The organism is Pseudotenacibaculum haliotis (assembly GCF_042684245.1).
GTDB classification, from domain to species: Bacteria; Bacteroidota; Bacteroidia; order Flavobacteriales; family Flavobacteriaceae; genus Polaribacter; species Polaribacter haliotis_A.
Map to the genome: position 1 here is coordinate 254,927 of NZ_JBHULH010000001.1, position 19,668 is coordinate 274,594.

At 34.4% G+C, this 19,668-nt stretch carries 21 protein-coding genes; 8 read left to right on the plus strand and 13 right to left on the minus strand.

Annotated elements, in window-relative coordinates:
• The 4 genes from ACFSRZ_RS01190 to ACFSRZ_RS01205 all read right to left on the minus strand — a co-directional run bounded on the left by ACFSRZ_RS01190 (position 1) and on the right by ACFSRZ_RS01205 (position 2,968).
• Complete coding sequence (locus ACFSRZ_RS01190; RefSeq protein WP_379664687.1) at positions 1-822, minus strand: outer membrane protein assembly factor BamD; 822 nt, start codon at positions 820-822, stop codon at positions 1-3.
• Positions 823-938: 116 nt separating this feature from the next.
• Positions 939-1,454 carry a ferritin gene (locus ACFSRZ_RS01195; RefSeq protein WP_379664688.1) on the minus strand — a complete coding sequence of 172 codons (516 nt, stop codon included), beginning with the start codon at positions 1,452-1,454 and terminating at the stop codon, positions 939-941.
• 8 nt (positions 1,455-1,462) lie between these two features.
• Positions 1,463-2,338 (minus strand): 4-hydroxy-tetrahydrodipicolinate synthase, encoded by an 876-nt coding sequence (dapA, locus tag ACFSRZ_RS01200; RefSeq protein WP_379664689.1) that lies wholly within the window; start codon positions 2,336-2,338, stop codon positions 1,463-1,465.
• A gap of 114 nt (positions 2,339-2,452) precedes the next feature.
• On the minus strand, positions 2,453-2,968 hold the full coding sequence (locus tag ACFSRZ_RS01205; protein ID WP_379664690.1) for a DUF6913 domain-containing protein: 516 nt from the start codon (positions 2,966-2,968) through the stop codon (positions 2,453-2,455).
• A 64-nt stretch (positions 2,969-3,032) separates the two neighbouring features.
• On the opposite strand from ACFSRZ_RS01205, the gene ACFSRZ_RS01210 reads away from it, so the two are divergent.
• From ACFSRZ_RS01210 to ACFSRZ_RS01220, 3 genes are read left to right on the plus strand one after another with little or no spacing between them, the layout of a single operon-like run.
• On the plus strand, positions 3,033-3,785 hold the full coding sequence (locus ACFSRZ_RS01210; protein ID WP_379664691.1) for a 5'-nucleotidase C-terminal domain-containing protein: 753 nt from the start codon (positions 3,033-3,035) through the stop codon (positions 3,783-3,785).
• Between the two features lie 2 nt (positions 3,786-3,787).
• Complete coding sequence (locus ACFSRZ_RS01215; RefSeq protein ID WP_379664692.1) at positions 3,788-4,699, plus strand: bifunctional metallophosphatase/5'-nucleotidase; 912 nt, start codon at positions 3,788-3,790, stop codon at positions 4,697-4,699.
• Positions 4,700-4,746: 47 nt separating this feature from the next.
• Positions 4,747-5,133, plus strand: coding sequence for a DoxX family protein (locus ACFSRZ_RS01220; protein ID WP_379664693.1), 387 nt, complete (start codon positions 4,747-4,749; stop codon positions 5,131-5,133).
• A gap of 57 nt (positions 5,134-5,190) precedes the next feature.
• Here the strand turns inward: ACFSRZ_RS01220 and ACFSRZ_RS01225 are convergent, their stop codons facing one another.
• The 6 genes from ACFSRZ_RS01225 to ACFSRZ_RS01250 form a co-directional block, all read right to left on the minus strand.
• Positions 5,191-5,850 carry a lysoplasmalogenase gene (locus ACFSRZ_RS01225; RefSeq protein ID WP_379664694.1) on the minus strand — a complete coding sequence of 220 codons (660 nt, stop codon included), beginning with the start codon at positions 5,848-5,850 and terminating at the stop codon, positions 5,191-5,193.
• Positions 5,851-5,989: 139 nt separating this feature from the next.
• Positions 5,990-7,765: an ATP-binding protein gene (locus ACFSRZ_RS01230; protein WP_379664695.1), complete on the minus strand. Its 1,776-nt coding sequence runs from the start codon at positions 7,763-7,765 to the stop codon at positions 5,990-5,992.
• Between the two features lie 123 nt (positions 7,766-7,888).
• Positions 7,889-9,886 carry an NAD-dependent DNA ligase LigA gene (gene ligA / locus ACFSRZ_RS01235; protein WP_379664696.1) on the minus strand — a complete coding sequence of 666 codons (1,998 nt, stop codon included), beginning with the start codon at positions 9,884-9,886 and terminating at the stop codon, positions 7,889-7,891.
• Between the two features lie 4 nt (positions 9,887-9,890).
• Entirely contained in the window at positions 9,891-10,472 is a 582-nt protein-coding gene (locus ACFSRZ_RS01240; RefSeq protein WP_379664697.1) for a hypothetical protein, read from the minus strand.
• Between the two features lie 188 nt (positions 10,473-10,660).
• Positions 10,661-12,103 carry a glyceraldehyde-3-phosphate dehydrogenase gene (locus tag ACFSRZ_RS01245; protein ID WP_379664698.1) on the minus strand — a complete coding sequence of 481 codons (1,443 nt, stop codon included), beginning with the start codon at positions 12,101-12,103 and terminating at the stop codon, positions 10,661-10,663.
• A gap of 131 nt (positions 12,104-12,234) precedes the next feature.
• On the minus strand, positions 12,235-13,617 hold the full coding sequence (locus ACFSRZ_RS01250; protein ID WP_379664699.1) for a S1C family serine protease: 1,383 nt from the start codon (positions 13,615-13,617) through the stop codon (positions 12,235-12,237).
• Between the two features lie 133 nt (positions 13,618-13,750).
• Between ACFSRZ_RS01250 and dapF the strand changes: the two genes are divergently transcribed.
• The 5 genes from dapF to ACFSRZ_RS01275 all read left to right on the plus strand — a co-directional run bounded on the left by dapF (position 13,751) and on the right by ACFSRZ_RS01275 (position 17,647).
• The gene (dapF, locus tag ACFSRZ_RS01255; protein ID WP_379664700.1) at positions 13,751-14,527 is read left to right on the plus strand and encodes a diaminopimelate epimerase; all 777 of its coding nucleotides are present in this window, start codon (positions 13,751-13,753) and stop codon (positions 14,525-14,527) included.
• A 2-nt stretch (positions 14,528-14,529) separates the two neighbouring features.
• On the plus strand, positions 14,530-15,051 hold the full coding sequence (locus ACFSRZ_RS01260) for a GNAT family N-acetyltransferase (RefSeq protein ID WP_379664701.1): 522 nt from the start codon (positions 14,530-14,532) through the stop codon (positions 15,049-15,051).
• Positions 15,044-16,072, plus strand: coding sequence for an endolytic transglycosylase MltG (mltG, locus tag ACFSRZ_RS01265; protein ID WP_379664702.1), 1,029 nt, complete (start codon positions 15,044-15,046; stop codon positions 16,070-16,072). Before ACFSRZ_RS01260 ends, mltG begins: the two co-directional genes overlap by 8 nt.
• Positions 16,072-16,971, plus strand: a complete 900-nt coding sequence (locus ACFSRZ_RS01270; RefSeq protein WP_379664703.1) for a DUF2279 domain-containing protein — start codon at positions 16,072-16,074, stop codon at positions 16,969-16,971. The genes mltG and ACFSRZ_RS01270 overlap by 1 nt, the downstream gene beginning before the upstream one ends.
• A 115-nt stretch (positions 16,972-17,086) precedes the next feature.
• Positions 17,087-17,647: a peptidoglycan-binding protein LysM gene (locus ACFSRZ_RS01275; RefSeq protein WP_379664704.1), complete on the plus strand. Its 561-nt coding sequence runs from the start codon at positions 17,087-17,089 to the stop codon at positions 17,645-17,647.
• Positions 17,648-17,699: 52 nt separating this feature from the next.
• On the opposite strand, the gene ACFSRZ_RS01280 is transcribed toward ACFSRZ_RS01275, so the two are convergent.
• The 3 genes from ACFSRZ_RS01280 to ACFSRZ_RS01290 are packed head-to-tail and all read right to left on the minus strand — an operon-like array spanning position 17,700 to position 19,658.
• Positions 17,700-18,482: a hypothetical protein gene (locus tag ACFSRZ_RS01280; RefSeq protein ID WP_379664705.1), complete on the minus strand. Its 783-nt coding sequence runs from the start codon at positions 18,480-18,482 to the stop codon at positions 17,700-17,702.
• A gap of 17 nt (positions 18,483-18,499) precedes the next feature.
• Positions 18,500-19,207 (minus strand): SAM-dependent methyltransferase, encoded by a 708-nt coding sequence (locus ACFSRZ_RS01285; protein ID WP_379664706.1) that lies wholly within the window; start codon positions 19,205-19,207, stop codon positions 18,500-18,502.
• A 1-nt stretch (position 19,208) separates the two neighbouring features.
• Positions 19,209-19,658: a low molecular weight protein-tyrosine-phosphatase gene (locus ACFSRZ_RS01290; protein WP_379664707.1), complete on the minus strand. Its 450-nt coding sequence runs from the start codon at positions 19,656-19,658 to the stop codon at positions 19,209-19,211.
• Positions 19,659-19,668: the final 10 nt, after the last annotated feature.

Sequence of the window (19,668 nt, forward strand, 5' to 3'; positions counted from 1 at the left end):
TTAACTCTTTACTAACTTTTTTTGCTCTTCCTTAATTTCTGACAATAATTTATCAGAATCTTTTAAAAATTTAGACTTCGGGAAGTTTCTTACTAGTTTATCGTAAGCATTTACAGCATCCGTCAACCTTTGTTCCTTCTTTCTTTCTGTACTTACCAGTGCAAGATCGTGATATGCTTTGAATCTGTAATACAAAGCTTCTTCTTTCAACTCTGTTCCTAAATAATCAGAGATCAAGTTATCAAATGTTACAATAGCAGATTTATAGTTTCTAAAGTCGGTAACTGCTGTTCTGTAATAGTTTTTTCCAACTTCAAAAACCTTCTTCTCTAATTTGTAACGCAATTCTTTGTAATGTTTATTTGCTTCTTCTACTCTAGGAGAGTTTGGATAATCATTAATGAATAGTTGAAATGCCAATAATGCTTTATTGGTATCTGTTTGATCCAAACTATATCTTGGAGATGCCAATTTATAACTAAAAGCTGATAAGAAAGCTGCTTCCTCTTTTTTAGAACTTCTCGGATACGTTTTTGTAAATCGATCAAAGTAGTAAGCAGAAAGCGTGTAATTCTTCTCGTTAAAATTGGATTGGGCTATCATGAATTGAATTCGTTCCATTTGAGGTTTTCCCCTGTAAGCAGGCATAACTTTCTCAAACAAACGAAGTGCTTTGGCATACTTTTTTGACTCGTATAATTTTACGGCCATTTTGTATTGCTCCTGACTAGTTCCCTTATTCAACACTTTTTGATATTCTCCGCAAGAACTTAACAATAAAGTGCTAAAAAAAATAAGCGTTAAAATTTTGATTTTTCGCATTCGGCAAAAATAAGGATTTTTAATGGATTACTAAAACGCAATTTTCAATTAAAAATTGCTTGGGCAAGTAACCACAAAAACTCTTAAAAGCTAGATAAAGTCTTATTAAATGTTTGTTAATTTGGATTTGCAGGGTTTGCAGTAGTGATCAACTGTTTTACATCATTGTCAAACAAGTACAATCCACCTTTGTCATCTCCAATCAAATTAATCTTATCTAAAATGTTTCTGGCTAAAGCTTCTTCTTCAATTTGCTCAGACACATACCATTGTAAGAAATTATGTGTTGCATAATCTTTTTCTTGCAAAGAAATATCAACTAGATCATTAATAGATGCTGATACTTTTACTTCGTGCTGAAATAAATTTTCAAACATTTCTCTAAACGATCCGAATTCTGTTGGAGGAGCACTCAATTGAGAAACTTGTGCATGTCCTCCTCTTTCGTTGATAAACTTGATTAGTTTTAACATATGCTCTCTTTCCTCATCAGAATGAGCGTACATAAATGTTGCTACACCTTCAAATCCTTGTACTTCTGCCCAAGAGGCCATTGCTAAATATACCTGAGAAGATTCTGCTTCTATAGTTACTTGCTTGTTTAATGCGTCTTCAATTACTTTTGATAACATATGTTCTATTATAAATTTTGAACAAAATTAGCAATTTCTTTTTGAAGTTTCTCAGAAGCTTTCACTAAAGGTAAACGTACTTCATCTGAACAAATTTCTAAGGTTTGTAACATCGATTTGATTCCGGCCGGATTTCCTTCTGCAAAGATCATATCTATACTATCTGCTACTTGATAGTGAATCTTATATGCTTCTTCATTTTTTCCTTCTAATCCTAACTGAACCATAGTAGAGAATTCTTTAGGCAATCCTTCTCCGATTACACTAATTACTCCCGCTCCGCCTGCTAAAACCATTGGTAAAGTAACCATATCGTCTCCAGAGATCACTAAAAAATCTTTTGGTTTTTGCTGAATGATCTTCATCGCCTGAACCATGTCTCCGGCTGCTTCTTTAACTGCAATGATATTATTGCAATCATTTGCTAATCTTACAATGGTTTCCGGAGCCATATTAGAAGATGTTCTTCCCGGAACGTTGTATACAATAATAGATTTGTCTGTAGCTGCTGCTACAGCTTTAAAATGCTGATAAATTCCTTCTTGAGTAGGTTTGTTGTAATATGGAGAAACTGAAAGAATCGCATCAAAATTTGTTAGGTCTGTCGTTTGAATTTCGTTAACAACAGCCGCTGTGTTGTTTCCTCCAATTCCCAATACCAAAGGCAAACGTCCATTATTTACTTCTATGATCTTTTTCTTTACAGCTTCTTTTTCTTCTTTAGATAGTGTAGCAGGTTCTCCTGTAGTACCCAGAACAACCAAGTAATTTATTCCATTATCGATTTGATAGTTTACCAGTCTTTCTAAACCATCAAAATCAATCGATTTGTCTTCATTAAATGGGGTTATCAATGCAACTCCCGTACCTACAAACTTTTGCATACCTCTCTTGAATTTATTTTGTGTAAAATTACTCTTTTCCTAAGAATTCCTGTGCTTTTCTTCTGTGCAAAAATCGAATTTTACAAATCTTTTCGCTTTGTTAAATTCTAAACGCTAAAGCTTCTGTAAAATAGATAAGTATTTTTTTAGTTCCGTAAAAAACTCATCCGTTTGAGAAATATCTACAGAAATTTCCATATCAAACAAATTTGAGTTCACACCGGCAAATCCAACTTTAAAACTGGCATTGGAAAGTAACGTAAGGTATTCTAAGTATGAGTGTTGTTTAGGATAAAAACAAATCAATAGATCTATAGGCTCTTCAACAAAACTTTTCAAACTACTATCAATAATTTCTCCTCTCCAATTAAAATCCTTTTCTGAAAAATGTTTGTATGATTTCTCTTCTGATTTATTGAAGTTTTTAAAACTATATAACTTGGAATTCTTCAATTCTAATCTATCAGTAACCATCTCCTCTAAAGAAAACTCTCTGTAATATTTCTCTTTGGTAAGTATTCCTACGTTTCGGATTTTGGAGTTACCTACTGATCTTAGGTCAGTTGTATTAGTTAACAACTTCTGTATTTTCTTCTGTATAAAATGATGTTTTAATTTTGATGAAATCATAGATTTGAAAAAACAAAAGACCTATCTTAGTCTCACAAATGTAATTAAAATCATCTGCCCGAAAATGAAAAAAATCTTAAGTCTTTTCTTACTCGTTTTTTTTATGGTTGCATGCAACCGTCAACCACAAAATGTTGCTAAAATAACTGGAAAGACAAATCAGATAGATACCTTATTAAAACAAGATAGTCTTATTATCAAAGAGTATTTACCTTACAAGAACAAGATGATTAAAGAAGTAAATACTATTATTTCTTATGCTCCAGAAAATCTCTTGAGAACGGATGGTAAACTACAAAGCTCTCTAGGAAACCTAATTGCTGATCTTTCTTATGACAAAGCCAATGAACTTTTTGAAAAGGAGACCGGAAAGAAAGTAGATTTTGCCATGTCCAACTATGGTGGAATCAGAGCTGGAATATGGAAAGGTGATGTAAAGGCATTACACACTTTTAATTTAATGCCTTTTGAAAATACGATCGTAGTAGCAGAATTGACTTCTGAGAAAGTAGAAGAGCTTTTCGAATATTTCATAGTAGAAAATAGAGCTCATCCTTTATCCAAACAAATCCAGATTACCATTGGGAAGGGTGATAAGATTGATATTAAGATCAATGGGAAGCCTATAGAAGATGGAAAGACCTATTTTGTGGCAACTTCTAATTATTTACAAAAAGGAGGAGACAATATGAACTTCTTCTTACAACCTGAAAGCTTATATGAAAGTAACTTTTTGGTAAGAGACGCTATTGTAGAGTACTTTAAACAACACGACACTTTAGTGTCTAAACTTGACAACCGTATAATTATTCGTTAGTTATGAAGAGAAGAGATTTTATCAAACAAACCAGTGCAGGGGTCGCATATGCAGGATTAGGTGGATTGACATTGAGTTCTTGTACGACCGAATCTACCAAACATATTACCATTCTTCATACAAATGACACACATAGTCAGATTGAGCCTTTTGAAGCCAATCATCGACGCTATGCAAATAAAGGAGGTGTTGCCAGACGTGCAACAATGGTAGAAGAAATTAGAAAAGAAAACCCAAATACTCTCTTGTTAGATGCCGGTGATATTTTTCAGGGAACACCATACTTTAATTACTTTGGTGGTGAGCTGGAATTTAAGCTTATGAGTATGCTTAAATATGATGCTGCTACATTGGGAAATCACGATTTTGACAATTCTATTGAAGGTTTTAAAAAGCAGTTACCGAATGCTAAGTTTGATTTTGTTTGTGCCAACTACGATTTTAAGAATACTGTTTTAGATACTTTGGTAAAGCCTTATAAGATTTTTGTAAAAGATGGCATTCGAATTGGTGTTTTTGGACTGGGAATTGAATTAAAAGGATTGGTAAATCCACGTTTGTATAAAGAAACAAAATACTTAGATCCTATTAATGTTGCTCAAAGCATCAGCAAGGAGTTGAAGGAAGAGCAACATTGTGATTTGGTTATCTGCTTATCTCATTTAGGATACAATTACAGGAATTCAGATAAAGTTTCTGATCTCAGTTTAGCCAAAGCTACAGAAAACATTGATTTAATTATTGGAGGTCATACACATACCTTTTTACCCAAACCTACTGTTGTAAAGAACAGAAAAGGAGAAAATATGTTGGTAAATCAAGTAGGTGCTTATGGTGTGAATTTAGGGCGAATTGACTTCTTTTTTGATGAAGAGAAGAACAAAACTTCTAAAGAAAAAATTATTCTTGTGTAAGTTCGTTTTTTTTCTTCGTCTAAAATTGCAAGCAACAACCTTTTATAATGAAAAAGTATATACCACTGATTTTAAAGCTCATAGCAGCTGTTATTATGCTACAAACTTTATTTTTTAAGTTTACCGGAGCACAGGAAAGCATAGACTTATTTACTAAGATCGCAGGAGAAAACGAAGCTTTAATGCGTGTAGGAACAGGAATTATTGAATTAATCGCTTCCGTCTTGCTATTCGTTCCAAAGAGAACATGGTTAGGAGCTTTACTAGCTGCCGGAACCATGTCTGGAGCTGTCTTCTCTCACTTAACTATTTTAGGAATTGAGCACGACAATGATGGAGGAGCTCTGTTTATAAGCGCCGTTGTAACACTTATAATCAGTGTGATACTATTAATTCAAAATAAAAAAGATATTCCATTTATAAACAAGAATTAAACGTCTGATTTGTTAACTATAAAAACGATCCTAGAAAGTAGTTTCAGGGTCGTTTTTTTATTTTTTTGTTGATTTGATTATTATGGCTTTACAGATCAAGTATTGTGCTATGATGTAAGTAATCATGATAGAGATCCCTAAAATCTCTGAAGCTTCATAAAACTTATTTAAAGCCAAAATACTATCGGAAACAATAAACGTTAATGCTCCTAAGAACAGCCATAAATTTTCGGTTGTCTTCTTTCCTGTATAAACCAACAAGGTCACTACTCCAAATACTGAGATCACAATTCCATAAACAATGACAGGAATTAGCAAATCTCCTAAGTTTGGGTAGATCATATACATTAAACCAAACAAGATTAATGCAAACGGAATGGAATGCGTAATGATTTTGGAAACGGGAGTCTTTGATACAAATTTTGAGGATACAGTGATATAGAGAATATGCGCTAAGAGAAACGAAGCCAGTCCTAAAACAAAGTATTGATCCGGGAACATCAACAGCACATCTCCCCAAAAAGAGAAGAAGACTGCAGACACATACCAGAAATTCGGTTTCTTGACTGACAGTAAATACAATACTACCAAAGAAGTAGTGATCAGTGGTTTTGCAATCATTTCAATATCTCTGTTGTCTACCAAAATAGCATAGATATCAGCAATGGCTACCAACAAAAAGAAGATAGAGGCTACAGTTGTTTTGGTTAGTTTCATATAATATTAGTTTTTTAAATCTTTTAGTCTGTTGTTAGCTAAAGTTTCTCCCCTCGAGCGGAGTCGAGAGGTAGAAACTCTTTATCTCTTTATGTATTAGGTCTCGACTCCACTCGACCTGACATAGACAATGAATTATTTATACCAATGGAATTTTGAGTTCTAGCACAGTACCTTTACCTGTTTCAGAACTAACTCTCATCGTTCCTTTTAGTTTTTCTATTCTTGATCTAATATTTTTCAATCCAATGCCCTTAGATTTCTTTTTAATATCGAAGCCTACTCCATCATCTTCTACTGCTACTACCAGAACATTGCTCTTAGCTCCAAAACTTACATTTACGTTTTTTGCTTTGGCATGTTTTATAACATTTTGTAAAGATTCCTGAAGAATTCGAAATAAATTCATCTCTAAAACCCCATCTAGCTCTTTCCACGAAAAAGCATCATCTATTTTCAATTGAAAATCAAAATCTCCTAATTTACTTTTCTCTTTTAACAACTGGTTGATTGCGTTTAGCAAACTTGTTTCAGAAAGTGAAATATCACTACTTAACTTATGTGACACTTCTCTAATCTCTTTTTCTATGTTTTGTAATTCCTCTAGGTATTTTTGATATTGACCTTGTGTTTCTTTATCACTATCTAGCTCTAAATACCCTAACCCTATTCTACTTCCGAACAATTTACTAAGAATCCCGTCATGCAATTCTTGAGAGATTCGTTTTCTTTCTGTTTCTTGCCCTTCTAGGTTTGCATTCAGCACTTGTATTTGAGATTCTGTTTCTTTTTGGGATAGCTCTAAACTTAGATTTTTCTGACGCAACCTGTTTTGATTAAGCATAAATGCAAGAAAAATAATTATAATAAAGCTACTCAATCCTATGATCCATAAATTTCGCTCTGTTTTTTGCCTCTTAAGCTCTTCCTGAAAAACCCCTTCTTGTTTTCCTTTTTCAAAATTTCTATCCGCATAGATATCCGCTATTCTCTTTTGAGTCTCTCTATCCTTTATAGTATCATATAAATTCCATGCTCTCTCCTGATAAATATATGCACTGTCCTCTTTCAATTTGTGTTTAACGTATGATATATTTAAATACAGAGCAGCTCGAATTTCATCTACATTTTCGTTTTTTGTTTTTTCTATAGCTTTTAAACCTTTAAACAAAAAGTCTTGCGATTCTTTGTATTTAAATTTAGAAAAATAAATGTTAAATAATAGATTATATACTAAGGCTACATCACTTTTTTCTCCATAAATTTTAAACATTCTAATCGCCTCTAAAGCGTACTTTTCTGCTAATTGGTATTTCCCGCTTCTAGTATATAAGCCTGAAAGATTGTTATAAGTAGATGCTTTGTACCCCATAGCTTCTACAAGCTTTGAACTAGATTTTAAAACTTTCTCATAGAAAAAGACCGTGCTATCACTATATCTCTTTTTTAATATCGAATCTTTACTTTGAAATTCAATTTCATAAAGTCTTTGATAAGATTTTCCTATCTGAAAATTGCATTTTAATAAACGAAAACTTATTCCTGTTTTCTTTTCTTCATTTACATCACTCTCTTTCAACCTGCTATTTAACTCAAGAAAATACGGCTTTAAATAATTTATAGTTTTTTTATAAGCTCTAGTTTTATACCAGATCTTGCCTGCCAAATATTTCGCTAAGAATTCTAGTTCATTATCATTTGTTTCATCGACAACTTCCAAAATTACTTTTAAAGCTAAAGCATAGTTTTCAGAATTATAAAGACTATCAGCTTTATGATATAATTTATATAACGTTGAATCTTGCTTCTTTCTTGTTGCCTGTTCAATACTGACAACATTAATCATATTGTTCTTAGCATAGACACTAGCACAAATAAGAAGCAATAAACTAACTATATAAACTTTCTTCTTCATGTTTTTAGGCTATGACACATTGTTTTTTATTGTCTTTACGATCACGCTAAAGCGTGAGAAGTAATCTTTAGATGTGATCTTGGAAACTAAAGATTGCTTCGTTATTCCTCCTCGCAATGACCTTTAATTAATCATATCAATAAAATCCTGTTCTGAAATAATAGCTACACCCAAGCCTTCTGCTTTGGTCTTCTTACTAGGCCCCATATTATCTCCGGCAACCACATAATCCGTCTTTTTAGAGATAGATGAGCTTACTTTTCCTCCATTGTCTTCAATAGCTTTCTTCAGGTCATTACGGCTCATCTGATGGAATACTCCTGAAACCACAAACACTTTCCCTTGTAATTTATCTGTTTGATTCGCCAAATCTTCTTCTGAAACCTGCATTTGCACTCCATAAGATTTCAATCGGTTTACCAATTGAATATTACTCAAATCATTTGAGAATTCAATGATGCTTTCCGCAATCTTATCTCCAATCTCATCTACAGCTACCAATGTTTCAAAATCAGCAGCCATCAAATTGTCAATGGATTTAAAATGTTTGGCTAGTTTTTTTGCCACAGTTTCTCCCACAAAACGAATACCTAAAGCATACAATACTTTCTCAAATGGAATTTCTTTGGATTTCTCAATTCCGGCTATCATATTTTGAGCAGATTTCTCTGCCATTCTTTCCAGAGGAATGATCTGCTCTACTCGTAAATCATACAAATCGGCATAGTTTTGCACCAATCCTTCTTTACGTAAAAGCTCTACGGTTTCTCCTCCCAAGCCGTCAATATCCATCGCTTTTCTACTAATATAATGCTGAATTCTCCCTGCAATCTGAGGAGCACATCCATAAGTATTCGGACAATAGTGTTTGGCATCTCCTTCTGTACGTACCAGTTCTGTACCACATTCAGGACAATGTGTTGCATATTGAGTAGAGGCAGAATCTTGTGGTCTTTTCGAGAAATCAACGGCAATGATCTTTGGAATGATCTCTCCCCCTTTTTCTACAAATACTGTATCGTTGATTCTAATGTCTAGTTTCTCTATTTGATCGGCATTGTGTAAAGAGGCTCTCTTTACAATGGTTCCTGCCAATTCTACAGGTTCTAAGTTTGCCACAGGCGTAATTGCACCCGTCCTTCCTACTTGGTAGGTAATTTCATTCAATTTGGTAATAGCTTGCTCTGCTTTGAACTTATACGCAATTGCCCAACGAGGAGATTTCGAGGTATATCCTAGCTCTTCTTGTTGTTGTAAATTGTTCACCTTGATCACTACTCCATCAGTCTCATAAGGCAGATCGTGGCGTTTTTCATCCCATTCATTCACAAATTGTAAAACTCCATCAATATCTTTAGCTTCTATGATGGTTGTTGGCACTTTAAATCCGGCATTTCTGGCGGCGTTCAAACTTTCATAGTGAGATGTATATTTTCTTTCATCAGTGACTACCTGATACAACAGACAATCTAAAGGTCGCTTTGCTACCTCACTACTATCTTGCAGCTTTAAACTTCCACTGGCAGTATTTCTTGGGTTTCTATAAGGTTCTTCTCCTTCTGCAACTCGTTTTTCATTCATTTTGTTGAATCCATCCAGAGGTAAGATGATCTCTCCTCTCATTTCAAAATCAGAAACAAAATCTGCTTGCATTGATAAAGGAATCGATTTGATCGTTTTCACATTGGTCGTTACGTCATCACCTTGAAAACCATCTCCTCGAGTTACTGCTTTTACAAACTTTCCGTTCTCATAGGTTAGATTGATAGACGCTCCGTCGTATTTCAATTCACAGGTATAGGATATTTGATCTGTTCCCAAGATCTTTTGAATACGCTTTTCCCAATCCAATAGGTCTTCTTTTGAATACGAATTATCCAACGAATACATGCGGTTTTTGTGGGTAACCGTTTCAAAATTTTTGGTGATCTGTCCTCCTACTCTTTGCGTAGGCGAGTTAGGATCGGCAAATTCGGGATGATCTTCTTCCAACCTTTCCAACTCTTTAAGTTTAAGATCAAACTCCAGATCGGAAATAGTTGCATTGTCTAGTACGTAATAGTTATAGTTGAGTTGATGTAGTTCTTCTCGTAAAGAATCAATTCTTTCTTTAACGTTCATATTGTTATTGTCTCTTTTTTCCTGTTAACACACTTACTCCTTTTGGGAATGGGTTTCCTGACGATCTTCTAAACGACACAATTTGTCCTGTATGCCACAAAGCATCAGAAATAGGTCCGTTGATCTGGTTCCAAAAAGGGAATTCGGTTTTATTTTCTCCACGCTGAAAAACAATGGTAAACTCAGACATATCTTTAGCCTTTCTAAAAATTTTACTGGCTTTTTCTAAGTTTAATAAGGTTTGTTTTCTCATTTCAGCAAAAGTCATGTCCGGTACTTTCTGACCTGTATTTGGTTTCTTAAATGCCGAGTTTAAAATCACGGTTGTTAAATCATAAATATGACGTAGTGTTTCCTGTGCAGTTCTTGCTTGATCATTGGGTTTAAAATTCAAATCTTCAGGGCGTAATCCTTCTGTTGCCCAATAAAAACGGAAACCTAAACCATCTACCATTCTACTTGCCACAGTTCCTGCCGTATACTCTTTGGGAGCTTCCGGAATTTCGTAATAAGGTAATTTTGAATCTTGTGCCATAATTGTACTTGAAATAAGAATTGTAAAAATGAGAGTGTAAAGCGTTTTCATCGATGTTTGTTTTGCGTTAAAATTAATGAAAAAAATACGGGGAAAAAGAAAACCCGAAACGTTTTGTTTCGGGTTTTTATGAATCAATCTATTTTTAGACTTAGCTATCTGATCTAATCAAGTTTAATGTATTATAAGATGTCTTTACTCTAACATTTCTAAAACCTAATTAACCAATATGCTAACTACTAATAGTATGTATATCTTCTTACTTTGGCAATATGCTTTGCTAATCTGATTACTTGATGGCTATATCCATATTCATTATCATACCATACATAGATCACAACTGTATCATTATCTGTAATGGTTGCTTTGCTATCAAAAATAGATGGAGCCGTTGTTCCTACGATATCAGAAGAAACCAACTCATTGTCTAATGAGTATTGAATTTGCTCTACCAATTCTCCTTCTAAAGCATTGTGCTTCATCATAGCATTCAAAGCTTCAGCTGTTGTTTCAGTTCTTAACTGCAAGTTTAATACTGCTAAAGATCCGTTTGGAACAGGAACACGAATTGCATTAGAGGTTAATTTTCCTTCCAATGCCGGTAATGCTTTAGAAACTGCTTTTCCAGCACCTGTTTCGGTAATTACCATGTTCAAAGCAGCTGCTCTACCTCTTCTGTATTTCTTATGCATATTGTCTACCAAGTTTTGATCGTTGGTATATGCATGGATAGTTTCTAAATGCCCTTTCTTGATTCCGTAGTTATCTTCAATTACTTTCAATACAGGAGTAATTGCATTGGTTGTACAAGAAGCAGCAGAATAGATATCTACTGTATCCGGATCATAATCTTTATGGTTTACACCGTGTACAATATTAGGAACTCCTTTTCCTGGAGCTGTTAATAATACTTTACTAGCTCCTTTGGCTTTTAAGTGACGTGCTAAAGCTACATCATCTCTGAAAGCTCCTGTATTATCAATAATCAATGCGTCATTGATTCCGTACTCAGTATAATCGATATCTTCCGGTGCACCTGCTGAGATCATGTATACTGTAGTTCCATTGATGATCAATGCTTTGTTTTCTACATCAACTTGTACAGTTCCTAAGAAATCTCCGTGAACAGAATCTATACTTAATAAAGATGCTCTCTTTTCTAAAACAGTTTGGTTGATCTCTCCACGAGTTACAACAGCTCTCAATCTTAATTGAGACCCTTTCCCCATTTTGCTCATCAACTCTCTTGCTAACAAACGACCAATTCTTCCAAATCCGTATAAAACAACGTCTTTTGGCTGAATGTCTTTTGCTTCAGTAACATCACTAAGTTGGTTCTTAACAAATTCTACCTTGTCTTTACATCCATCAACATTCAAATAGCATTCGTACGCTAATTTTCCGATATCTAATTTAGATGATGGTAAGTCTATTTGCTGAATTGCTTTTGCAATATCTAAAGCATCGTGAATAGAAATTGGCTTGGCTACAAACTCTTTTGCGTAATCAATTAAATTCAATACTTCACTTGCTCTCTTATCTACCAATGGGTTTCTAAATAAAACCAATTCGATTGATTTATCGTACCAAAGATCATTAACAATATTGATAAACTCTGTGGTTGCTCTTCTTGTTTGAGCCTGAGAAGCAACTTCTTGTTCGTAATTTGTGAGTGGTGACATTGTCGTGTTGTTGTGTTTTAAAATTTGTGCAAAAGTATTAATTTCAAACGATTTCGTAATACTATTTTATCATAAAAAAAACCCTGATTTTCATCAAGGTTTTTCCCTATTTATTTCTTACTAAATTCTATTTAAAATTTATAGTGCTCTATTTCTCCGTTTTCATTGCGAACTTTCATCGTTATAGGTCCTCTACTTCGCACTGCAGATTCTAAAAGATCAATAGCATGAGAGGCATCTAGCACATCTTTTTTATTTATACTTATGATAATAGAACCTTTTCCTATTCCGTAGTAGTTCAATGTTTCATTGATACTTTGTATCAATTTTGCACCTCCTTTTAAGTTGTATAACTTTTCCTCCCTCTTAGTAAGATCTTTCAAAACCAATCCTAATCTCTCTGACCTATGTGTGTTTCTCTTTCCTAATTTCACTTTCTTCACCAGTTCTCTACCTTCTCTATTGATGGTTACATTCACAAAATCTCCAGGTCTTTTAGCTTTCAATTGTCCGCTTAATTCAGAGAACTGAGAAATATTTACATTTTCAACTTTCTTAATAACATCTCCTTCTTTCAATCCGGCAATCTTTGCTCCGCCTTCTTCAGAAAGCCCTGTTATCTTTACTCCATTGATTGTTTCATCATTCACATTGTCGTACATAATCCCAATGACAGCTTCCTGTACTTTTCCAAACTCCAGAATATCATCGATGATCTTTTTTGTGATGTTTGACGGTACAGCAAAAGAATATCCCACATAAGATCCGGTTCTTGAACTGATTGCAGTATTGATTCCTACCAATTCTCCTCTGGTATTCACCAAAGCTCCTCCACTATTTCCCGGATTAACTGCCGCATCTGTTTGTATAAAAGAATCGGTAATTCCACCGTTCCCTTTCAAATCTCTTCCTTTAGCACTCACAATACCAGCCGTTACCGTTGAAGTCAGATTATATGGATTTCCAACTGCCAATACCCATTCTCCCACCTGTACATTGTCTGAATTTGAAAACGGAATAAATGGCAATGATTCATCTGCATTGATCTTTAGCAGTGCAATATCGTTTTTTACGTCTGTGCCAATCAATTCGGCTTTATATTTTTTACGATTGTTCAAGGTGATCTCTAAACTTGTAGCGTTTGCAATCACGTGGTTGTTTGTTACAATATACCCATCCGTAGAAATAATTACACCACTTCCGGTACCTACTTGTTCGTATTTTCTACCTCCGTTAAACAGGTCTGACCAAGAGGTAACACCCGATTTAACTGCTGTATTCTTCACATGCACTACCGCATGAACTGTTCTTTTAGCTGCCTCTGTAAAATCAGTAGGCGCATAGGTGGCATCGGTCGTTTCAAATGCCGGTTTAAAATTTGTTTGAAAGGTTTGTATGGGTTGCTGATGGCTTCTTTCTATGACTACAGGTTTTTCCAGAAAAACTTTGTATCCTCCTAATGCCACTACTCCTCCCAAAACCGCGATACTTAAAAAACTTAAAAACTTCTTCATTCTTATTAAAATTTACACTCTATCAAAAATACTAATTTTAACACTTAAATCAATGCAGTTAACAGTTGTTAACGGTTTTTAACCCTGCTTTAACAGACAAAAATTGAGATGCATTTTTGTATCTTTGTCAGCTATGAACATAAACTTTTTTAAATATCAGGGAACCGGAAATGATTTTGTCATTTTAGACAATAGAACAAACACATTTCCTAAAGAGAATAATTCTTTGGTTGCTTCACTTTGTGATCGTCACTTTGGAGTTGGAGCCGATGGATTAATTTTATTGGAAAATGATGACTCTTCTGATTTTAAAATGGTATACTACAATGCAGATGGTAATGAAAGTACCATGTGTGGAAATGGAGGAAGATGCATTGTAGCCTTTGCCAAAAAGTTAAACTTATTTGAAAACAAAACAACGTTTGTGGCTGTAGACGGGCTTCATCATGCTGAAGTTGATGGTGATATTGTCTCACTCCAGATGATTGATGTTGATAGTGTAAAAGTAATGGAGGAAGCTATTTTTGCTGATACCGGATCTCCTCATCATGTTGAAATTGTAGATGCTTTAGACAACTATCCTGTATTTGAAAAGGGGAGAAAGATTCGCAATGAGATTTACGGAAAAGAAGGTAGCAATGTGAATTTTGTAGAACAAATGAATGAAGACACTTTTCGTATCAGAACATACGAGAGAGGTGTTGAAGATGAAACTTTGGCATGCGGAACAGGTGTAACAGCTGCTGCCATTGCCATGCATAAAACACAAAAAACATCTTCTAATCAAGTAAATTTATTAGTAGAAGGAGGAAAACTTCAGGTAAGTTTTGATGTTGAAGACAATAGATATACCAATGTTGTTCTATCCGGACCGGCTCAATTGGTTTTTGAAGGCTCAATTCAAATTTAATCATGTTTCTAGTCGGACAACATATCAAGCTTCGCGCTCTTGAACCGGAAGATCTGGAGTTCCTATACAATATGGAAAACAATCCATTGTTTTGGGAGGTAAGTCATACCAAAACTCCTTTTTCTAGATATGTTTTACGTCAGTATCTTGAAAACAGTCATTTAGACCTGTACGAAGCTAAGCAACTCAGGTTAATGATTACCGAAAAGGATACTGAAAAGCGAATTGGCATGATCGATCTGTTCGATTTCAATCCTCAACATCAAAGAGCAGGTATTGGAGTTGGAATTCATTCTGAATTTCAAAAAAAGGGATACGCTTCTGAAGCCGTAGAGCTTTTAATTACCTATTGTTTCCAGCATTTAAACTTGCATCAACTTTACGTCAATATCACTCCAGACAATACAAAGAGCATTGCCTTATTTACTAAATTTGGCTTTGCAAAAGCAGGAGTAAAAAAAGATTGGCTATTGGTAGAAGGAACTTATAAAGACGAACTTATTTTTCAATTGATCAATGAATAAAAAAGTTATTTTTTCAATCATCGCAATCGTTTTGATTGCCGGAGGCATCATAGGGTTTAACTATTATCAAAAGATATTTGGTAACAACATTCTTAAATCAGGGTTTCTTTATATCAAATCATCAGATAAACTAGAAGATGTTGCTAACGATCTAAAGGAGTTTATCAAAGATCAAGAAGATTTTCTTTGGGTTGCTGAAAAGAAAAAATTCTCTACTGTAAAAGGAGGGAAATATAAGATCGAAGAAGGAATGTCTAATAATGATTTGATCAACTTATTAAGAAGTGGTAATCAAACTCCTATTAAGATATCTTTTAACAATCAAGACACATTAGAAAAGCTTGCCGGCAGGATTGCCACTCAAATTGAAGCTGACTCTACTTCCCTCATAAAAGCTTTTAAAGACAGTGCTTTTATAGCCAATAAAAAAATCACGGAAGCGCAAATGTTAGGGTATTTTATCCCTAATACTTATGAATTCTTCTGGAATACAACTGGAGAACAATTTAGAGATCGCATGTTCAAAGAGTCTAACAGATTCTGGAATAAAAATCGTTTGGAGAAAGCAAAGAAGTTAGGCATGACACCTAATGAAGTAATGGCTTTAGCCTCTATTGTTCAGAAAGAAGCAGCCCAAGTATCTGAAAGATCTAGAGTTGCCGGTTTGTATTTGAATAGAATTAGAATAGGAATGCCATTACAAGCAGATCCTACAATTATTTATATTCTAAAACAACAAAACGGACAAGATTTTCAGGTAAAAAGAGTTCTCTATAAAGATTTAAAAATTAAATCTCCTTACAACACATATTTGAACAGAGGCCTTCCTCCTAGCCTTATTGCCATGCCAGATATTTCATCTATCGACGGTGTTTTAAACTACGAAAGACACAACTATATCTATATGTGTGTGAATGTAGAAAAATTAGGGTATCACGCTTTTGCAAGTACCTCAAAAGAGCACAGTAGAAATGCTAAGAAGTATCATAACTGGCTGAATAAACAAGGAATTAGGAGATAATGAAAAAGAGTGTACTGATCATCTTCCTACTTTTTCTCTCTCTTTTCTCTTATGGTCAGGATACATCCAATTTTTGGAAAAAATCAGACACACTCAACAAATCCAGGCGAAATGCGATTGCTATTTCTGAAGCTGCTTTAGGAGGAGTTACTCTTCTCGCTTTAGATCGAGTGTGGTATGCAGATTTTCCCAGATCTGGATTTCATTTTACCAACGACAACAATCAATGGAAACAAATGGATAAGATTGGTCATGTAATGACTTCTTATTATGTTGGAAAAATTGGAATGGAGTTGTTGGATTGGGCCGGAGTACGAAAAAAAGATCAATTAATCTATGGTGCTACGTTAGGGTTCAGCTTTTTAACTGCCGTTGAAGTTCTTGATGGTTTTTCTGATGAATGGGGGTTTTCATGGGGAGATTTTGCAGCCAATGCTGCCGGTACAAGTTTATTGGTTGGTCAAGAGCTATTATGGAACGAACAGCGAATCACCTTGAAATATTCTTTTCATCAAACCGATTATTCGAAAATTCGCCCGGGAACTTTGGGTAAGAACTTTTTAGAACAAACCATTAAAGATTATAACGGGCAAACCTATTGGCTCTCTGCCAATGTTTGGTCTTTTGCAAAAGACAGTAATTTCCCAAAGTGGCTAAATATTGCTTTTGGATATGGTGCTGATGGAATGTTATACGGTGAAAATTTACCTACAAATCAGTTTCCTCAAAATCCATTTCGTCAATTTTATTTGAGTTTAGACCTTGATTTGACTAAAATAAACACGAAATCAAAATTCTTACAATCTGTCTTTTCTGTTGTTAATTTTATAAAGATTCCGGCTCCTACATTAGAATTTCGTAGCAAAGGAGGTATAAAATTCCATTATCTATATTTCTAAAAAACTCAAAAGAACTGATTATCAGCTATTTAAAAAATAATTTGTACCTTTGCGCCCGCAAAACAGAAAGATATAAATTATTAGAAGGTTTTTATTTTTAGTTATTGTTTTTCTTTTGTTTGTCAATGCCATTGAGAAACCGGAAGAATTTAGAAGGGTACCCTCTTTTGCTCCTGTTACTGTAACAGTAGCTATTGAGGAAGATTCTTTTCAAATCCCTTTTTTACAAAATAACTTCGTTGGATTTAAAGAAGCTTTAGCTTTTAAAGAATCCCAAGGTAGATACAGAGTGATCAACACATTAGGATACTTAGGAAAGTATCAATTCGGAAAAACCACACTTGAACGTTTTAGAATTTATGATACAGACGGATTTTTAAAGAATCCTGAGCTACAAGAACGTGTTTTCTTAGCCTACTGTAGAGTAAACAAATGGATCTTACGTAAAGATATTGAGCGTTCTGTAGGAAAAGTAATCAACGGAATTGAAATTACTGAGTCAGGTATTTTAGCAGCAGCGCATTTAAGCGGTGCCGGAAATGTAAAGAAATACTTGAGAAGTAATGGGAATTACAATTTCTCTGATGCTTACGGAGCCACCATTCAGTCTTACATGAAGAAGTTTGCCCACTATGATGTTTCGGAATTAGAAGCAAATAGGTTAGCAAAAGTTTAAGGTTAATAAATAAAGTTTAATTAAAAAGCTCTCGGAATTCTGAGGGCTTTTTTTATTTCTTTGTATTAATAAATGACTGATAGCAACTTATTGTTGAAAGCGGAAATAAAATCATCCAATACATCAATTCTTCCACCGGAAATCTTACCTCAAACAGATTCACAAATCCAATATAAGACCCTTGAAAAGACCACCATTCTAACTTCAAACCTATCAACTCAAGTGTAAAGTACATTACAAAAAAATAGCTCATTAGAGGAAGTATCTTTACTATGAAACGAGGCTTTTTTATTAGATAAACCAGAAAAGGTGCCAAAATTACAGATCCAATTATCAAATAGGAATACTTCTTAGGAAAAAACGTAGGATTGTATATACAAGTAACTACCATTAGTAACGAAAGTATAGACGCAACCAAGGTCACTTTCTTAAATCTTTCCGAAATTCCTTTTTTAACCGTATTAAGACTAGGAAAAAAGTGTTGATAAACAACCACAGTTAACGCTACCATAAGCATCCAAGCAATAACAATTGGAACGAAAAAGACACCTAACATTTTATAACTGTCTACGTGAATTGCCCAAGCATTGGTTAATTCTCCTATAAAGGTAAAAGGGAATCCTATTACGAAACCAAATAAAAAAACTGCAGCTAAAATTTTACTCCAATCCTTCTTCTTTCTCAAAGACAAATAAATAATTGGAGAAATTATAAAGGTATAAGAAGTTAAGTAGGGTAAATCTAAAAAGGTACCTTCTACAAGAAACAGATAAGAAACGGATAAAGCAATTAGTAGTAGCAATACCAGAACATCAATTTTTATCTTGTTACTCATTATCGTTTTAGCAATAACTATTCTTTATGAATAATAAATATAGCTGGTCTTTTATGAAGATCGGGCTGTTGTCGTTTCCAATCTGCAATTGTATAGGTTTTAATGTACTCATCAGGCAATGTAATATCTGCCGCAATACACAAACGAGTTTGTGGTGTTAAGGTTGCTTTCAGATCAGAAAACATCTTTTCATTTCTGTAAGGAGTTTCAATAAAGATCTGAGATTGGTTTCGCTCTTTCGAAAGTCGTTCTAATTCTTTGATCGCTTTTTTACGCTCCCCTTTGTCAATAGGCAGATACCCATTAAATGCAAAACTCTGACCATTCATACCCGAAGCCATCAATGCTAATAAAATAGAAGAAGGCCCAACCAATGGCACTACCTGAATTCCTTTCTCGTGAGCCAATTTAACAATCGTTGCTCCAGGATCTGCTACAGCAGGCACTCCTGCTTCTGATAATAAACCAACTGATATTCCCTGCTCACAAACATCTAAATAAGTACGTGTTTCTAATTCATCGGCATACTTATCTAACTTCATCATCACTAAAGAAGGTTGTGATTTCTTAGGTGTAATTTTTTTGATGAATCTTCTAGCTGTTTTTTCGTTTTCTACAATATAATGATCGATCAATTCTACCATTTTTCGCACAGAATACGGCATCACTTCCAAAGGCTCATTTTCACCTAAAGTTGTTGGAATTAAGTATAGTTTTCCTTTCATTTTACAATCGATTAGCAATTATATCACAGGCTTCATCTAGCATTTGGTATACATTTTCAAAACCTTGCTCTCCTCCATAATAAGGATCCGGAACACTTAAATTTTGCTGCGGATTTATCTCATTAAGAATCATTTTTACTTTTTTAGCCTCTTCCTTATTCTTAGCTAAAGAAAGAATATTACGATAGTTGTGTTCATCCATCGCGTAAATCTTATCAAACTTCGCAAAATCTTTCTCAGTAAATTTTCTAGCACGTTGATACGTAAGATCAATTCCGTATTTTCTAGCTACATCAATTGATCTAGAATCCGGAAGTTCTCCAACATGGTAGGCTGCTGTTCCTGCCGAGTCTACAAAAACCTCATCCGAGTTTACTTTAGAACGTAAGATTCCCTCTGCCAGGGGAGATCGGCAAATATTCCCTAAGCAAACCATTAGTATTTTTTTCATGGAATTGAAG

Excerpts from the sequence above, each read along its gene's own strand:
- ACFSRZ_RS01190 (WP_379664687.1), bottom strand. The coding sequence starts at position 822 with ATGCGAAAAATCAAAATTTTAACGCTTATTTTTTTTAGCACTTTATTG.
- ACFSRZ_RS01195 (WP_379664688.1), bottom strand. The coding sequence starts at position 1,454 with ATGTTATCAAAAGTAATTGAAGACGCATTAAACAAGCAAGTAACTATA.
- dapA (WP_379664689.1), bottom strand. The coding sequence starts at position 2,338 with ATGCAAAAGTTTGTAGGTACGGGAGTTGCATTGATAACCCCATTTAAT.
- ACFSRZ_RS01205 (WP_379664690.1), bottom strand. The coding sequence starts at position 2,968 with ATGATTTCATCAAAATTAAAACATCATTTTATACAGAAGAAAATACAG.
- ACFSRZ_RS01210 (WP_379664691.1), top strand. The coding sequence starts at position 3,033 with ATGAAAAAAATCTTAAGTCTTTTCTTACTCGTTTTTTTTATGGTTGCA.
- ACFSRZ_RS01215 (WP_379664692.1), top strand. The coding sequence starts at position 3,788 with ATGAAGAGAAGAGATTTTATCAAACAAACCAGTGCAGGGGTCGCATAT.
- ACFSRZ_RS01220 (WP_379664693.1), top strand. The coding sequence starts at position 4,747 with ATGAAAAAGTATATACCACTGATTTTAAAGCTCATAGCAGCTGTTATT.
- ACFSRZ_RS01225 (WP_379664694.1), bottom strand. The coding sequence starts at position 5,850 with ATGAAACTAACCAAAACAACTGTAGCCTCTATCTTCTTTTTGTTGGTA.
- ACFSRZ_RS01230 (WP_379664695.1), bottom strand. The coding sequence starts at position 7,765 with ATGAAGAAGAAAGTTTATATAGTTAGTTTATTGCTTCTTATTTGTGCT.
- ligA (WP_379664696.1), bottom strand. The coding sequence starts at position 9,886 with ATGAACGTTAAAGAAAGAATTGATTCTTTACGAGAAGAACTACATCAA.
- ACFSRZ_RS01240 (WP_379664697.1), bottom strand. The coding sequence starts at position 10,472 with ATGAAAACGCTTTACACTCTCATTTTTACAATTCTTATTTCAAGTACA.
- ACFSRZ_RS01245 (WP_379664698.1), bottom strand. The coding sequence starts at position 12,103 with ATGTCACCACTCACAAATTACGAACAAGAAGTTGCTTCTCAGGCTCAA.
- ACFSRZ_RS01250 (WP_379664699.1), bottom strand. The coding sequence starts at position 13,617 with ATGAAGAAGTTTTTAAGTTTTTTAAGTATCGCGGTTTTGGGAGGAGTA.
- dapF (WP_379664700.1), top strand. The coding sequence starts at position 13,751 with ATGAACATAAACTTTTTTAAATATCAGGGAACCGGAAATGATTTTGTC.
- ACFSRZ_RS01260 (WP_379664701.1), top strand. The coding sequence starts at position 14,530 with ATGTTTCTAGTCGGACAACATATCAAGCTTCGCGCTCTTGAACCGGAA.
- mltG (WP_379664702.1), top strand. The coding sequence starts at position 15,044 with ATGAATAAAAAAGTTATTTTTTCAATCATCGCAATCGTTTTGATTGCC.
- ACFSRZ_RS01270 (WP_379664703.1), top strand. The coding sequence starts at position 16,072 with ATGAAAAAGAGTGTACTGATCATCTTCCTACTTTTTCTCTCTCTTTTC.
- ACFSRZ_RS01280 (WP_379664705.1), bottom strand. The coding sequence starts at position 18,482 with ATGAGTAACAAGATAAAAATTGATGTTCTGGTATTGCTACTACTAATT.
- ACFSRZ_RS01285 (WP_379664706.1), bottom strand. The coding sequence starts at position 19,207 with ATGAAAGGAAAACTATACTTAATTCCAACAACTTTAGGTGAAAATGAG.
- ACFSRZ_RS01290 (WP_379664707.1), bottom strand. The coding sequence starts at position 19,658 with ATGAAAAAAATACTAATGGTTTGCTTAGGGAATATTTGCCGATCTCCC.